Origin of the sequence: Bradyrhizobium sp. Arg816, assembly GCF_029989365.1 — a bacterium.
GTDB lineage: Bacteria > Pseudomonadota > Alphaproteobacteria > Rhizobiales > Xanthobacteraceae > Bradyrhizobium.
The window spans coordinates 1-15,062 of the sequence record NZ_JAPRAQ010000002.1 but is presented as its reverse complement, the minus strand read 5'-3'; the positions used below and the strand labels follow the sequence as shown (position 1 = coordinate 15,062).

Annotated in this window: 12 protein-coding genes; 3 read left to right on the top strand and 9 right to left on the bottom strand. The window is 64.5% G+C overall.

Going from position 1 to position 15,062, the window contains the following annotated elements:
• Positions 1-17 precede the first annotated feature (17 nt).
• The 3 genes from OWC48_RS05060 to OWC48_RS05050 form a co-directional block, all read right to left on the bottom strand.
• Positions 18-1,604, bottom strand: coding sequence for an SPOR domain-containing protein (locus tag OWC48_RS05060; RefSeq protein ID WP_282519571.1), 1,587 nt, complete (start codon positions 1,602-1,604; stop codon positions 18-20).
• Between the two features lie 141 nt (positions 1,605-1,745).
• The gene (gene argS / locus OWC48_RS05055) at positions 1,746-3,536 is read right to left on the bottom strand and encodes an arginine--tRNA ligase (protein WP_282518983.1); all 1,791 of its coding nucleotides are present in this window, start codon (positions 3,534-3,536) and stop codon (positions 1,746-1,748) included.
• A gap of 9 nt (positions 3,537-3,545) precedes the next feature.
• A complete protein-coding gene (locus tag OWC48_RS05050) occupies positions 3,546-4,754 on the bottom strand; it encodes a deoxyguanosinetriphosphate triphosphohydrolase (RefSeq protein ID WP_282518982.1) in 1,209 nt (402 codons plus the stop codon).
• A gap of 123 nt (positions 4,755-4,877) precedes the next feature.
• Here OWC48_RS05050 and erpA point away from each other — a divergent pair, with 123 nt between their 5' ends.
• Positions 4,878-5,207 carry an iron-sulfur cluster insertion protein ErpA gene (gene erpA, locus OWC48_RS05045; RefSeq protein ID WP_014495044.1) on the top strand — a complete coding sequence of 110 codons (330 nt, stop codon included), beginning with the start codon at positions 4,878-4,880 and terminating at the stop codon, positions 5,205-5,207.
• Between the two features lie 251 nt (positions 5,208-5,458).
• Here the strand turns inward: erpA and OWC48_RS05040 are convergent, their stop codons facing one another.
• A complete protein-coding gene (locus OWC48_RS05040; protein WP_282518981.1) occupies positions 5,459-5,980 on the bottom strand; it encodes an isoprenylcysteine carboxylmethyltransferase family protein in 522 nt (173 codons plus the stop codon).
• Between the two features lie 239 nt (positions 5,981-6,219).
• On the opposite strand from OWC48_RS05040, the gene OWC48_RS05035 reads away from it, so the two are divergent.
• Entirely contained in the window at positions 6,220-7,122 is a 903-nt protein-coding gene (locus OWC48_RS05035; RefSeq protein WP_306664204.1) for a hypothetical protein, read from the top strand.
• Positions 7,123-7,199: 77 nt separating this feature from the next.
• Here OWC48_RS05035 and OWC48_RS05030 read toward each other — a convergent pair whose 3' ends face one another.
• Positions 7,200-9,530: an ATP-binding protein gene (locus OWC48_RS05030; protein ID WP_282518979.1), complete on the bottom strand. Its 2,331-nt coding sequence runs from the start codon at positions 9,528-9,530 to the stop codon at positions 7,200-7,202.
• Positions 9,531-9,663: 133 nt separating this feature from the next.
• Between OWC48_RS05030 and xth the strand changes: the two genes are divergently transcribed.
• Positions 9,664-10,461: an exodeoxyribonuclease III gene (gene xth / locus OWC48_RS05025; protein ID WP_282518978.1), complete on the top strand. Its 798-nt coding sequence runs from the start codon at positions 9,664-9,666 to the stop codon at positions 10,459-10,461.
• Positions 10,462-10,566: 105 nt separating this feature from the next.
• On the opposite strand, the gene OWC48_RS05020 is transcribed toward xth, so the two are convergent.
• The 4 genes from OWC48_RS05020 to OWC48_RS05005 form a co-directional block, all read right to left on the bottom strand.
• Positions 10,567-11,397: a tetratricopeptide repeat protein gene (locus OWC48_RS05020; protein ID WP_282518977.1), complete on the bottom strand. Its 831-nt coding sequence runs from the start codon at positions 11,395-11,397 to the stop codon at positions 10,567-10,569.
• Positions 11,384-13,108 carry a dihydroxy-acid dehydratase gene (gene ilvD / locus OWC48_RS05015; RefSeq protein WP_038976266.1) on the bottom strand — a complete coding sequence of 575 codons (1,725 nt, stop codon included), beginning with the start codon at positions 13,106-13,108 and terminating at the stop codon, positions 11,384-11,386. Before ilvD ends, OWC48_RS05020 begins: the two co-directional genes overlap by 14 nt.
• A gap of 432 nt (positions 13,109-13,540) precedes the next feature.
• Positions 13,541-13,999, bottom strand: a complete 459-nt coding sequence (locus tag OWC48_RS05010; protein ID WP_282518976.1) for a GNAT family N-acetyltransferase — start codon at positions 13,997-13,999, stop codon at positions 13,541-13,543.
• 75 nt (positions 14,000-14,074) lie between these two features.
• Positions 14,075-15,062: ribonucleotide-diphosphate reductase subunit beta (locus tag OWC48_RS05005; protein ID WP_282518975.1), on the bottom strand; the 988-nt coding region annotated here is incomplete at its 5' end.

The window sequence follows — 15,062 nt, the reverse complement described above, 5'->3', positions numbered from 1 at the left end:
GGTCAAGGAAACGGCCGTTAATTCCTCTGGACGAAGCAGGCGGACAGGCCAGCGGACTTCAGGCTGTTGCAAGCCTGCGTCGCTTCCTCGGCCGAACCATAGGGTCCGGCGAAGGCGCGATAGACGACCCCCTTGCCCTTGTCGGTCAGATCGACCCGCTTGATCACCGGCGAGCGCGATCCAAGCACGCTGCCATATTTGCTCTGAAGCACCCGGTAGGACGCGGCCGCGCTGTCCTCGCTCTGCTGCGAGGAGACCTGCACGACGTAGCCGCCACCACCATTGGTGGCGGGCGTGAGTTGCGTCGGGTTGGTCGCAGCCATCCGCTGCGGCACCTCCGCAACCGGCGTCGATTGCGGTGCAAGCGAGAGCGGCTGGTTGGCACTGGCATTGGCCGAAGACGGCGGATTGCGCGGCGCAGGCGGCGCGGCGGGCACGGCAACGGGCTTCGGCGCGGCTGCCGTCGGCTTGGCGGCTGCGGATTGCGGCGTGGTGCTATCGGTCTGATCGCCCCTCACGGCCACAGTCCTGATCGAGCGCGGCGTGTTGGCCGGCAGCGTGCCGTTGCTCGGGATTGGACCCGCGCTTGGCGGCGGGATCGTGGAAGGCGCGACGCTCGCCACCGACGGCGGGTTCGCGTTCTGATTCAGCGGCGGGAAGACCACGCGCGGGCCGCCCGCCTTGGCAGCGACGTCGACAGGCGCCTCTTCGCGCGGCACGATCTTCTCGGAGCCGTCGCCGCTCGCCATGCGATCCGGCACCTTGGCCGAGGAGTCGGTCGGCGCCGGCACGATCTTGGTCGGCGTGTTGTCAGCCTTGATGATCGGCGGCTCGCCGCTGCGGGGCGAACCGACATAGGTCTTGTAGGCGAAGGCCGCGCCAGTGCCGACCACGGCAAGCGCGAGGATCGCCGCGACCGTCATCATGCCGCCGCGCGGCTTCTTCGGCTCGTCGAGATCGGCCTCGGGATAGTCGCTCTGGAACGCGTAAGGATCGTCCGGATAGGCGGGATCGCGCTGATAATCCTGCTCGCCACCCTCCAGCCGTCCATAGAGCGCGTCGTCGTAGCGCGCCGGATCGGGTGGCTGATGCGGCTCCTGATAGGCTTGCTCCTGGTAGGCCTGATCATGCTGCTGCTGAGCGCGGCCCTGATGGGCCTGATCCTGATGGGCCTGCGCTTGATGGGCCTGATCCTGGTAAGCGTGGTCCTGATAGGCCTGCGGCTGATGGAAATCAGGCTCGGGCGCGGTCGGCTGGGCTGAATAGCGGTGCAATGGATGAACCGGGTTCACGGAAACGGGATAGTCGGGCTCGGGCGCCGGCTGCGGCTGCACGTTGGCGCGCCGCATCCATGAGGGCGGTCCGGGCGGAACCGCCGGCGGAGCCTGCTCGGCATAGTCCTGCGGATAGTCGTGGTCCTGATAGCTCTGGGCTGGCGGTGCCGGCGGCTGCGTGCTCGGTCGCCCCTGCGCAGCGAATGGATCGGTCTGTCCGATCAGGCGGGCGAGTTCGGCCAAGGGATCGTTGTCCGCCTTCCCATGCTGATCGCTAGCGCGACCATAGCCATCGGAAGGAAACGTTCTGTCCTGATATCGTTCGGCCATCGTGATGATGCGTCCCTTCGGGAAAGCCGCGCGCCCCTCGACCAAGGCGCGGCTTTCGACCCACAAGGCATTCAACCAAGTCTAAGCGGTCCGGCTTCTGCCGGTTCCCCCCAAAATTCCCCTTAAGTAGTTCGCCCCAAACTACCGCATCTCGTCCGGAGCATGGACGCCGAGGATGGCGAGGCCCGATGCCAGGACAGAGACGACGCCCTGGACCATGGCCAGTCGCGCCTTTGTAAGATCTGCATCATTATTGATAATGAAGCGTAAATAGGGCAAATCGCGCCCCTTCGTCCAAAGCGCGTGAAATTCGCTCGCTAAGTCATAGAGATAGAAGGCAATTCGGTGCGGCTCATGGGCTGCTGCGGCGGCCTCCAGCATGCGAGGAAAAATTGCGAGGCGCTTGAGCAGCTCGAGCTCGACCGGGTCCGACAGTCGTTCCACGGCCGACTCGCCGAGCCACGCGATGCGCTTGCCGGTATCCTCCGGCAGTTCCGGGAACACCTCGGCCCGGGCGTTGCGGAAGATCGAGTGGCCGCGGGCATGGCCGTACTGGACGTAGAACACCGGGTTGTCGCGCGACTGCTCGATAACCTTGGCGAGGTCGAAATCCAGCACCGCGTCGTTCTTGCGGTAGAGCATCATGAAGCGAACAGCGTCCTGGCCGACTTCGTCCACCACCTCACGAAGGGTGACGAAGTTACCGGCTCGCTTACCCATTTTCACCGGCTCGCCATTGCGCAGAAGCTTGACGAGCTGGACGATCTTGACGTCGAGCGCCCCCTTACCGGAGGTGGTTGCCTTCACCGCCGCCTGCATGCGCTTGATGTAGCCGCCATGGTCGGCGCCCCACACGTCGATCATCTCGGCAAAGCCGCGGTCGAACTTGTTCTTGTGATAGGCAATGTCGGAGGCGAAGTAGGTGTAGGAATTGTCCGACTTGATCAGCGGACGATCGACGTCGTCGCCGTAAGCCGTCGCCTTGAACAGCAGTTGCTCGCGGTCTTCCCAGTCCTCGACCGGCGCGCCTTTCGGCGGAGGCAGGCGGCCCTCGTAGATATCACCCTTGGCGCGCAGGAAATCGATGGTCTCGGCAACCTTATTGTTGCCGCTCTCGATCAGCGAGCGCTCTGAGAAGAACACGTCGTGGCGGATGTTGAGGGCAGCAAGATCGTCCCTGATCTCGTCCATCATCATCGCGATCGCCTTGGCACGCGCGATCGGCAACCACTCGGCTTCACTCATCGCGCGCAGTTTGTCGCCGTGCTCCTTCGCAAGCGCCTGCCCGACCGGCTTCAGATAGTCGCCGGGATAAAATCCCTCGGGAATCGCGCCGATATCCTCGCCAAGCGCCTCGCGATACCGCAGGAAGGCGGAACGCGCGAGCACGTCGACCTGGGCGCCAGCATCGTTGATGTAATATTCGCGGGTGACGTCGTGGCCACCGAACTGGAGCAGGCTTGCCAGCGCGTCGCCGAACACGGCGCCGCGGCAATGGCCAACATGCATCGGTCCGGTCGGGTTCGCCGAGACGTATTCGACATTGACCTTGGTGCCACCGCGGACGCGGCCGTAGTCAGCCCCCTCGCGCAGCACCGTCCGCAGCGCCTCGGCCCAGGCGGCCGGCTTCAGCGTCAGATTGATGAAGCCGGGACCGGCGACGTCGACCTTGGCAATCAGCGCGTCGGCTCGGAGCCGCTCGGCGATCTGCTCGGCGAGGTCGCGGGGCTTTGCCTTTGCCTCTTTCGCAAGCACCATGGCGGCGTTGGTCGCCATGTCGCCATGGGAGGCATCGCGCGGCGGCTCGACCACCACGCGCGAGAAATCGATACCCTCGGGCCAGTTGGCGTCCGCTGCGAGCGCGCGGCAGGCGGCGTGCACGCGTGCGAGCACGTCGGCGAACAGGTGCAGTGCTGAGGATGTGTCGGGCATGGCCGCCGCCTAACGCAAATCCGGGGTCGAGTCAAAGAGCCGCTGGTGCTCGGTCAGGGCGAAACGGTCGGTCATTCCGGCAATGAAATTGCCGATCCGGCGGGCCCGGTCGCCCTCATTGTCCGCCTCCGCCCCCAGCAGCCATTCCGGTGGCAGCTCACCGGGCGATGTCAGGTATTTTGCGAACAGGTCGAACAGGATCTGTTCCGCCTCCCCCATCACCCGCATCACCCGCTTGTGGCGGTACATGTGCTGATAGAGAAACCGCTTGATGGCGGCCTCCTCCTCGGCAACCGCGGCCGGGAACGTGACCAGCGCCCGGCTCTGCTGGCGCACATCCTGGGCCGATTGCGGTCTCACGGAGGCGAGGTTCTTCTGCGCCTCCGCAAACACTGCACCGATGAGGTGCGAGATCAGCTCGCGCACCAGCTCGGCGCCCCGCCTGACGTCTTCGAGATCTGGATAATGCGCTGAGGTCTCGGCGATGATCTCCGCCGTCAGCGGCATCACCTTGAGATCATCGAGATGGAACAGGCCGGCGCGCAGACCGTCATCGATGTCGTGGGCGTCATAGGCGATGTCGTCGGCGATCGCGGCGACCTGTGCCTCCAGCGAGGCGAAGCTCCACAATTCGAGATCGTAGGTCTTGATGTAGTCGGCGATGCCGACCGGAATGCCATGCTCACGATAGGGCCCGACCGGCGCGCCGCTGCGATCCGTCAGCGGGCCATTGTGCTTGACGATGCCCTCCAGCGACTCCCAGGTCAGGTTGAGACCGTCGAACTCCGGGTAGCGATGCTCGAGCGAAGCGACGACGCGCAAGGTCTGGGCGTTGTGGTCGAAGCCGCCGAAATCCTTCAGGCAGGCATCCAGCGCCCGCTCGCCGGCGTGCCCGAACGGCGGATGGCCGAGATCATGAGCCAGCGCCAACGTTTCCGTGAGGTCCTCGTCCAGTCCGAGCTGCCGGGCCAGGGCGCGAGCGATCTGCGCCACCTCCAGCGAATGGGTCAGCCGGGTGCGGTAGTGGTCGCCCTCGTGGAACACGAAGACCTGGGTCTTGTACTTCAGGCGGCGGAACGCGGTGGAGTGGATCACCCGGTCGCAATCCCGCCGGAACGGGCTGCGGGTCCGGCTCGGCGGCTCCGCGACCAGCCGGCCGCGGCTGCGGTCGGGGTCGCAGGCATAGGGCGCATGAGGGGCTGCCATTCCGACGGACACGACGAATTTAGTCCCTATCCATTTGATTCTGCGTATGCTTGCACTTAACTATGCCGGACCCGGGATACCAAATGAATTGGGCAAGTGAACTTGGTATGACCGCGGGACTATCGGAGACGAGCTATGACGACTGACGTGACCATCAGTGACCGCGCCGCACGCCGGATTGGGGAGATCCTCAAGGGCGAAGGTTCTGGCGCGATGCTGCGCATCTCCGTCGAGGGCGGCGGCTGCTCGGGCTTCCAGTACAAGTTCGACATCGACCGCGACCGCACCGACGACGATCTCGTGATCGAGCAGGAGAATGCGGTCGTGCTGGTCGATTCCGCCTCTCAGCCGTTCCTGGCGGGCTCGCAGGTCGATTTCGTCGATGATCTGATCGGCGCCTCGTTCCGCGTCAACAATCCCAACGCGACGGCGTCCTGCGGCTGCGGGACCAGCTTCTCGATCTAGCCCGACTTAAAATCTGAAAAACAACCCCATGCACAGTAGCCGGGAGTCGGCACGATGCATTTCGGACTTTACGAAAACCGTTTGACGCGTCGGGCAAATCAGGGGTAACTTGTGATCATCGCGAGGTCCCCAAGGGGGCTCGGCGGGTCCGATACAGTCTGACGCCGAAGCGGCCCCTGCCGCAGTCCAATCATTCTCGCGCCATTTTACGACGGGCACGCTCCTACGCCCTTCCCGCGGTGGCGCCCGCGTCACGAATGATTCCGGCGTCGTGCGGCTCGCCAGGGCGTGAGCCGCGGAATCCAGCGCGGGACATTGGCCCGGAAATCCTCGTACTCCGTTCCGAAGCTACGAACGAGCGCCGGCTCCTCGTACCCCACGACAAACGCGTGGAAGGCAAGCCACACCAACACACCGTACCCAAGAAGGCGCTGGTCGCCGAACAAGACCGCTTGGCCCAAAATGACGGCGACAAGGGCAACGTAAATAGGATTGCGCACATAGCGATAGAGACCCGTCACCACGAGGTTCTGCGTCGGTGCGATCGGCGCCGGCGTGCCCAATCCTTGCAGCGCAAAGCGTGCAAACGAGTCGACAAGCCCGGGTAGACCGGCAACGATCAACAGGATCCCGATGGCGCGTGTCGCGTCGAGATCGAAGAAGGGCGGCCGAAACTCCCAACGCGTAATCCACCAGGGAACGAGCCCCGCCACCGAGCTAGGCGCAACCGCAAAGAAGAGGGCAGAGCCCAATACCGCGATCGTTTTCCGCACGGCACCTCCTTCCCGTCCTGTCGCAATGTTAATGCAGCCATGTCCGGTCAGCGCGTTCAGCGGAAGTAGGCGGTGGCCCCATCCAAAATCCGGTTGATCATCATAGCAGCATCGGCGGCTCACGTCCGCCCTGGGCAGCAGCCGAGCAAAATTGAACGTTGCATCATACCGCCACGACGAAGCAAGTAGTGCCCATCTTCATCTGCCGTGGCGTGCCAACAGCGGTATTAAATTATCCAATGCGTATTATTGATCGTCTGTTCTCTTGCCTCGCTCTATTCCTTGCAATGGCAGCCGTCCCGGTGTTTTCCGTGAGCGCTGCCGAAACCTGCCGATTCATCAGCGCCCAGGAGCTCGCCGGCGCGATGCCGGCGCTCAAATGGTCACTGATTTCAAATCAGGACGGCCGCGGCTGCATCTATCAGGGCGGACGCGGCGACACGATGATGTTGACCGTATTCCGCAATCCCGACAAGGACCGCGCCAGGGAATTGTACGTGACCTTCGTCAAGACGCTTGGCGAGCGCTTGCCGCTTAACGCAGTCGCTGACATCGGCGACGAAGGACGGGTCGGAACGAGCGTCGCCGGCGCAGAGCGCCAGGAGGCCTCGGTCGTCGCCTTGTCCGGCGATTACATTCTGCAGATCAGCGTCTATCCGATCGGCCGGCGCGCCGATGGCGCGCTGCTCGGGCCGATCGCCGAAGCCGCGCGCGTTGCCATCGCCAACGTGAGCAAGAGCAGCGAACGGTTCGGCAATTGCGAGTGGCTCACTGCCGCCGATGCCGACGGCTTTCTCGACAAGGGCACGCTGACGGTCCAGCGGACCGGCGCGGGTAGCTGCATGATGTTCGATCGCGAGGCCAACACCATGACCGTCGCGGTGATCGCGATCTCGCGCGACACGGTCATCGGCATGATGAAACGCCCCGGCCCGTGCAAACACGTGACGATACCCGAGCTCGGCAGTGAAGCGTTCGGCGAGCATTCCTGCACCAAGGGCAACGGCAACGCCGTCAACATCTATGTCTGGAAGAGCGGCCGGCAGGCTTCGATCCTGTTTGCGCCGGTCAAGCCGCATCCCGAGTCCGGCTCGGTCGAGCGCCTGAGGGCGGTCGCCGGGCGCGTCTATGGAAAACTGTAACGGCGCAGCGTTACATTGCCGGCGTACGCGCTCGTAGCCATCCTGCGGCTGCGGGACCAGCTTCTCGATCTGAGCGCTTACGCGCCGGTCATCTGCCTTTCCTCGTCCGTCCACGCGACCTCAATCGGCGTCAGCTCCGGTTGCAGCGGCACGTCCTCCGACATGGCGTGGCCGTCGAGCGCGCGCAGCAAGGCGGCGGCGAGCGCGGGCTTACGCAGCGGCTTTGCCAAAAAATCCGACATGCCGGCCTCGCGGCAAATCGTGACGTCCTCGGGGAAGGCGTTGGCGGTCAGCGCGACGATCGGCAAGGCTTCGAAGCGCCCGCCCTGTGCGCGGATCGCACGGGTCGCGGCAAGGCCGTCCATGTCCGGCATGCGCACATCCATCAGCACGACATCGTAATCGCTCTCCGAGGCAGCCTCGACCGCCTGGACGCCGTCGGTGACGACGCGCAGCTCGACGTCGAACGCCCCCAACATCTTGGTCACGACCATGCGGTTGACGGCATCGTCCTCGGCAACCAGCACCTTCAGCGGCCGGTCGAGCCCCGCAATCCGCGCCTTGAGCTCGTCGGCTTCATCGCTGCCCGCCGCCTGGTCGGAGGCCTGCGCCTGGCTCCAGGGCAGCACCAGCGTGAAGCGGAAGGTCGAGCCCTCGCCTGGCGTCGAGGTGACGCCGATGGTGCCGCCCATCTGCTCGATGATGCGCCGTGAGATCGCAAGCCCAAGCCCGGTGCCGCCGAAGCGGCGGCTGATCGAGGCGTCGGCCTGCGCGAAGTCGGAGAACAGCTCCCCGAGCTTCTCCGGCGCGATGCCGATGCCGCTGTCGGTCACGGTCCATTCCACGGTCGCAAGCAGATCGCGGCGCGCCTGGCAGGTGGCCTTGATCGTCACCTCGCCTTCGTCGGTGAACTTTACCGCGTTGGAGGCGAGGTTGAGCAGCACTTGCCGGATCCGCGCGACATCACCGCGCAGCGTCGGCGGCAGGTTCGGATCGAACTCGACCTTGACGGCGAGCCCCTTGCTCTTGGCGCCTGCGCGCACGACGGTCGCAACCGTCTCGACCAGCGCCTGCGGCGCAAAGTCGATCGCCTCGAACGCGAAGCGTCCGGCCTCGAGCTTTGACAGATCGAGGATATCGTTGAGGATGCGCTGCAGATTGTCGCCGGACTCGCGGATCGAGGTGACGGCCTCGTGCTGCTCCGGATCGAGCTTGGTTTCCAGCAGCATGCTGGCAAGCCCGAGCACGCCGTTCATGGGCGTGCGGATCTCGTGGCTCATCACCGCGAGGAAGTTGGATTTGGCGCGGCTCTCGGCCTCCGCCTTTTCCGCGCGCCAGCGCTCGGTGACGTCGCGGCCGAAGCCGCGATAGCCGAGGAACTGGCCGTCGCGGTCGTAGGCCGGCTTCGCGGTGAGCGACCACAGCCGCGCCTCGCCGCCGGCGACGACCTTGAGGTTCATCTCGTGCAGCGGCTCGCTCTGCTCCATCAGGCCGACGACGTTGTAGGCTGCGCTCTTGTCGTCGGGACAGAGCATGTCGAGCACGTCGATGAAATGCGAGCCCTTCAGCAGCGGAAGCGGAAGCTGTGCCACGTCGGCGAAGCGTTGGGGCACGTCGATGAGATGCCCCTCGGCGTCGGTCTGCCACAACCAGTCGCTGGCGTTCTCCTGAAAGTCCTTCAGCAGCAGCGAGATGATCTCGGTCTGACGTTCAAGCTCGAGCCGGGCCTTGAGATTGCCGAGGAACAGATTGCCCTGCGAGACGATGTTGCGCGCCATGAAGAACGCGAACAGCAGCAGGAACACCGCGGTCAGCAGATATGGCCCGGTGCCGCACAGGAACAGCGCGCCGGCACAGGCCATCGTCACGGTCGCGAGATAGACGAGGCCCGCGCGCGGGAAGGTCGACAGCGTGAAGGCGCCGCCGGACATCATGCCGACCATCAGGCAGGCCAGGATGAGCTGACTGGTCGGCTCGACCCGGCTGAACAGTGCGAGCGGCAGCGTGCCCCAGATCGCCGCGAGGAAGAACGCCTGCCGCAGCATCTGCCGCGCGGCGCGCGATGACGCTTCCTGCGGCGGGTTTTGATGCGACCGCCGCCACGCGCGCACGGCAAGCGAGGCGGTGACGGCGAGGGTCATGCCCCAGATCGCGAGGAAATCGTTCCAGCCCCTGCCCCAGAACAGGATCAGCACGATGGCGACGTTGAGCATGGTGACGGCCATCGTCACCGGGATTGCGCGCATCACCGCGTCGATCTGCTTGGCGCGAATCCGGCGCAGCTCGCGCTCGCTGAGATCGGCGGTCAGGCCGTCCTCGATCTCGAAGCCGCCGAGCCAGTACAGGAACGCGCCGATCAGGCCGTCGCGCGGCTCAGCTTGCTTCATGGATTTGTCCGGCCATCCCATTCGAAAAACCTTTTCGGTATCAATGGCCCGAGCCCGGCTTAAGCCGGGTTAATTTTGTGGGAGATTTTGCGGCGTCCTTGACGGGCGCGTTTGCAGTTTGTTCTAACCATGGCCCCTGCCCGGAGCCCCACCAATGCCCATCAGAGTTGCTACCTGGAACGTGAACTCGGTCCGGCAGCGGATCGACCTGCTGTTGACCTGGCTGAAGGAGTGCCAGCCGGACATCGTCTGCCTGCAGGAGATCAAATGCGTCGACGAGGCCTTTCCGCGGCTGGAGATCGAGGCGCTGGGCTACAACGTGGTCACCCACGGTCAGAAGACCTTCAACGGCGTCGCTTTGCTCTCGAAGCTCCGCTTCGACGAGACCAAGTCGGGGCTCGCCGGCGACGACGAGGACGCTCACGCCCGTTTCCTCGAGGGCGTGGTCACGCTCAAGCACGGTGTGATGCGCATCGCCTGCCTCTATCTGCCCAACGGCAATCCGGTCGGGACCGAGAAATATCCCTACAAGCTCAAATGGATGTCGCGGCTTCTTGAGTATTCGAGGGAGCGCCTCAAGGCCGAGGAGCCGCTGATCCTCGCAGGCGACTTCAACGTCATCCCGCATGCCCGCGACGTCCACAACCCGGCCGCCTGGACCGAGGACGCCCTGTTCAAGGCCGAGACGCGGGAGAGCTTTCAGTCCCTGCTGGGCCTCGGCCTCACCGACGCCCTGCGCGCAGTCACCGACGAACCCGGGCTCTACACCTTCTGGGACTACCAGGCCGGCGCCTGGCAGAAGAACCATGGCTTGAGGATCGACCATCTGCTGCTGTCGCCGCAGGCCAGCGACCGGCTCGCCAATGTCGGCATCGACAGCTATGTGCGGGCTTGGGAGAAGCCGTCGGACCACGTGCCGGTATGGGCGGATCTGGATCTGGAGGCGGCTTGAGCTGATGCCTGGAGGCGCTGGATGGCGCCGGCGGACTGCGCTTCGCGCAGCCGGCGGACTGCGCTTTGCGCAGCCGCGGGCTAACCTACCCGGCGGGGGTACCTACTACCGGCGGCCCTGAACGCCCTGCACCCACTGTTCCAGCATTTGCAGGCACATGGCGCGGTCGTCATCCGAGGCCTTTGCGAAAGCGCGGTTGTAGCTTTCCTTGATCCAGGTTTCCTCGATACCGGCGCTGTCACGCGCCAGCGTCAGCCACATCAGGCCGCGCGCGGCCTGCCGCGGCAGGCGGTCGCCATTGAACAACATCTGGCCGAGCAGCGCCTGCGCCTCGTGCTGCCCCTTCTGGGCGGCAAGGCCGAGCCAGCGCGCGCCATAGCGGAAATCCTCGCGCGAGGCGTCCGGGGTCTTCAGATACAGCCGGGCGAGATCGTACTGCGCATCCGCGTTGCCGAAATAGGAGGCCGCATAGGAGAACATCTCCCGCGCCCGGTCCGTATCCGGCTTGATTTTCGAGTTCGGGATACCGCTCAGATAATAGCGGCCGAGCGCGACGAAGGCGTTGGCCACGACCTGCGCCTGCGGCGCCGACGGGCTGTCCTCGGCATGCGCATTGGCGATGCGGCTGAAATATTCGAAGGCGCGCACGTCGTCCTGGGCGACGCCGTCGCCGTTGGCATACATGCGGCCAAGCTTGAACTGAGCGCCGGGATGACCGCCTTCGGCGGCATATTGCAGGGCGCTGAGCGAGGTTTCCTGGGGCGTGGTCGCCGGTGCCGCCACCTTGCTGCGCACGGCACCCGCGGCGCCCGGCAAGGTGGTCACGACCGGAAGGGCCGCATCCTTGCTGGCCGAGCCGTCAAAGGCGAGCGCCGGCGCGGCCAGCGCTCCGGCCCCCAACACAAACGCAACTATGGCACGCCTAGATGTCCGCATAGCACTGTTTCTCGTGCGCGCCGCCCGGATGGGTTACTGCCCCACCGACCGCTGGTCCAACCTGCTGAGCATACTTCCAGAGCGCACCCGACGTGTGGTTAGTCGCGCGAGCGCTCCATTTGGTCTTGCGCTGGGCGAGCTCCTGGTCGCTCAATTTTACGTTAAGGGTACCTGCGACCGCGTCGATCTCGATGATGTCGCCATCCTCGAGCAGCCCGATCGGGCCGCCGATGGCGGCTTCCGGCCCGACATGGCCGATGCAGAAGCCGCGGGTGGCGCCGGAGAAGCGGCCGTCGGTGATGAGCGCGATCTTGCCGCCCATGCCCTGGCCGGTCAGCGCCGCGGTGGTCTGGAGCATTTCCCGCATGCCGGGACCGCCCTTGGGGCCCTCGTAGCGGATCACGATGACTTCGCCTTCCCTGTAGGTGCGGTTCTGGACGGCCTCGAAGGCGTCCTCCTCCCGGTCGAAGCATCGCGCCGGACCGGTGAACCTCAGGTTAGACATTCCCGCGACTTTCACGATCGCACCTTCTGGCGCCAGATTGCCCTTCAGACCGACCACACCACCTGTGACGGTGATCGGCTTGTCTGCCGGGTGCACCACATCCTGGTGCGGATTCCACTTCACGCTTTTGAGGTTTTCGGCGATCGTTCGACCGGTGACCGTAATGCAGTCGCCGTGGAGAAATCCGTTGTCGAGCAGCGTCTTCATCAGAAGCGGTATGCCACCTACTTCAAACATGTCTTTGGCGACATAACGGCCACCCGGCTTCAAATCCGCGACATATGGTGTCTTTTTGAAGATTTCGGCGACGTCGAACAGGTCGAACTTGATGCCGCACTCATGCGCGATTGCCGGCAGGTGCAGTGCAGCATTGGTCGAGCCGCCGGACGCCGCGACCACGGCGGCGGCGTTCTCCAGCGCCTTCCGTGTCACGATGTCGCGCGGCCGGAGATTGGAGGCGATCAAGTCCATGACCTTCTCGCCCGCGGTCATGCAGAAGGCGTCGCGGATTTCATACGGTGCCGGGGCGCCGGCCGAGTACGGCAGCGCCAGCCCGATCGCCTCGGAGACGGTCGCCATGGTGTTGGCGGTGAACTGCGCGCCGCAGGCGCCCGCCGAGGGGCACGCTACGCGCTCGATCTCGTCGAGGTCCTCGTCCGACATGGCGCCGACCGAGTGCTTGCCGACCGCCTCGAACATGTCCTGGACGGTGACCTGCTGGCCGCGGAAATTGCCGGGCAGAATCGAGCCGCCGTAGATGAAGATCGAGGGCACGTTGAGACGGACCATCGCCATCATCATGCCCGGCAGCGACTTGTCGCAACCGGCAAGGCCCACGAGCGCATCATAGGCGTGGCCGCGCACGGTCAGCTCGACGGAATCGGCGATGCACTCGCGCGACGGCAGCGACGAGCGCATGCCGTCATGGCCCATGGCGATGCCGTCGGTGACGGTGATGGTGCAGAATTCACGGGGCGTGCCACCGGCGGATGCCACGCCCTTCTTCACCGCCTGAGCCTGGCGCATCAGGGAGATGTTGCAGGGGGCGGCCTCGTTCCAGCAGGAGGCGACGCCGACGAAGGGCTGGTGGATCTGCTCGGTGGTCAGACCCATGGCGTAGAAGTAGGACCGGTGCGGCGCGCGCGTCGGGCCTTCCGTCACATGACGGCTCGGCAGCCTCTGCTTGATGTCGGTCTTCGCGTCCATCGCAAACCAGTTTCCCCGGCCAACCCTTTCAGACCCGAAAAATCAGAGCCAAGATTTGAATCGACCTTGGGATTTCCCGTCCTTCGAAGACCGCCGATGCCCTTCAAACTTTAGAGCGATTTTATTCATGTTCGGGTGTGGCTAAAAAGCGGCGCTGATGCGAACGGACGGAGATAAGGGTTTAATCCAAGATGAGTGTTGCAGAGACGGCACAATCGTGGCTCGAAGGACACGCGCGGGACTACTGAGATACCCTCGTGAAGATGACGATCCACAACTCAAGATCGCTTCCTAGGCTTGGCGCACCTGACTTCGACTCGATGACGAAGCGCACTAAGGTGAGTCGGTGCCGCCCTCCTTTGTCGGCGATACCCCACCCTCTCCGGACCGTAACAATAGCCCACCCGCAAATGCGCCGCAGGCGAAGGCAGTTCAATCCGTCAGGTCGAGCCTCATGAACTGGTTGTGTGGGCTTGCCTCATAGTCGGCGAACGGCGCGCAGGAGACGAAACCGGCGCTGCGGTAGAGCGAGATGGCGGGCGCATGCAGTGCTGCCGTGCCGGTCTCCAGGCTGAGGTGCACGTAACCCCGCCTGCGGGCTTCAGCGACGATATGGCTCAGCAGTGCGCGCCCTACCCCGGTGCCCCGCGCAGCCGGCGCGGCACGCATCGACTTCACCTCGCCATGGGTATGATCCAGCTCCTTCAGCGCACCGAACCCGCGCAGGATATCGTCCTGCCAAGCCGTCCAGAAGGTCACGGTGGCAGCCGAAAGGCCGGTGGCATCGAGAGCGAAGGCGCGCTCGGCCATGACGCTGCGCAGCTCCTCGAGATGATGTGCCAACAGGTCGGCGACATAGGGCGCCGTCGGATCGTCTCGTCTGATCTCCACCTCATCCCCCTGCTGTCGCACGCGTGCCACCGCTTAAGCGCAGGTGACACGCCCGCGGCATAGCCATTATCGGCGCTATTCCCAAGTCAGCGCACCACCATTCTGGTATTCGATGACGCGGGTCTCGAAGAAGTTCTTCTCCTTCTTCAGGTCCATTGCCTCGGACATCCACGGGAATGGGTTCTCGACCTCGGCGAACACCGGAGCGAGCCCGATCTGCGCACAGCGCCGGTTGGCGATGAAGTGCATGTACTGCTCGCAGAGCGCAGCATTCAGGCCGAGGAAGCCGCGCGGCATCGTATCGCGTCCGTAAGCGGCTTCCAGCTCGGCTGCGTCGCGGATCATGCCGCGAACCTCATCCTGGAACGCCGCCGTCCACAGATGCGGGTTCTCGATCTTGATCTGGTTGATCACGTCGATGCCGAAGTTGAGATGGATGCTCTCGTCGCGCAGGATGTATTGATACTGCTCGGCGATGCCGACCATCTTGTTGCGGCGGCCAAGCGACAGTATCTGCGCGAAGCCGGTGTAGAACCACATCCCCTCGAACACGACATAGAAGGCGACGAGATCGCGCAGGAAGGCGCGGTCGCTATCCGGCGTCCCCGTCTGGAACGACGGATCGTCCAGGTGCTGCGTGTGCTTGAGCGCCCAGGCCGCCTTGTCCGTGATCGACGGCACCTCGCGGTACATGTTGAACAGCTCGCCTTCGTCGAGGCCGAGGCTTTCGACGATATACTGGAAGGTGTGGGTGTGCACCGCCTCCTCGAAGGCCTGCCGAAGGAGGTACTGCCGGCACTCCGGATTGGTGAGGTGACGGTAGATCGCCAGCACGATGTTGTTGGCAACGAGCGATTCCGAGGCTGCGAAGAAGCCGAGATTGCGCTTGATCGCGCGCCGCTCGTCCTCCGTCAGCCCGTCCCGCGACTTCCATAACGCGATGTCGGCCTGCATCGAGACTTCGGTCGGCATCCAGTGATTGTTGCAGCCTGAGAGATACTTCTCCCAGGCCCATTTGTACTTCAGCGGAAGCAGCTGGTTGACGTCGGCGCGGCAGTTGATC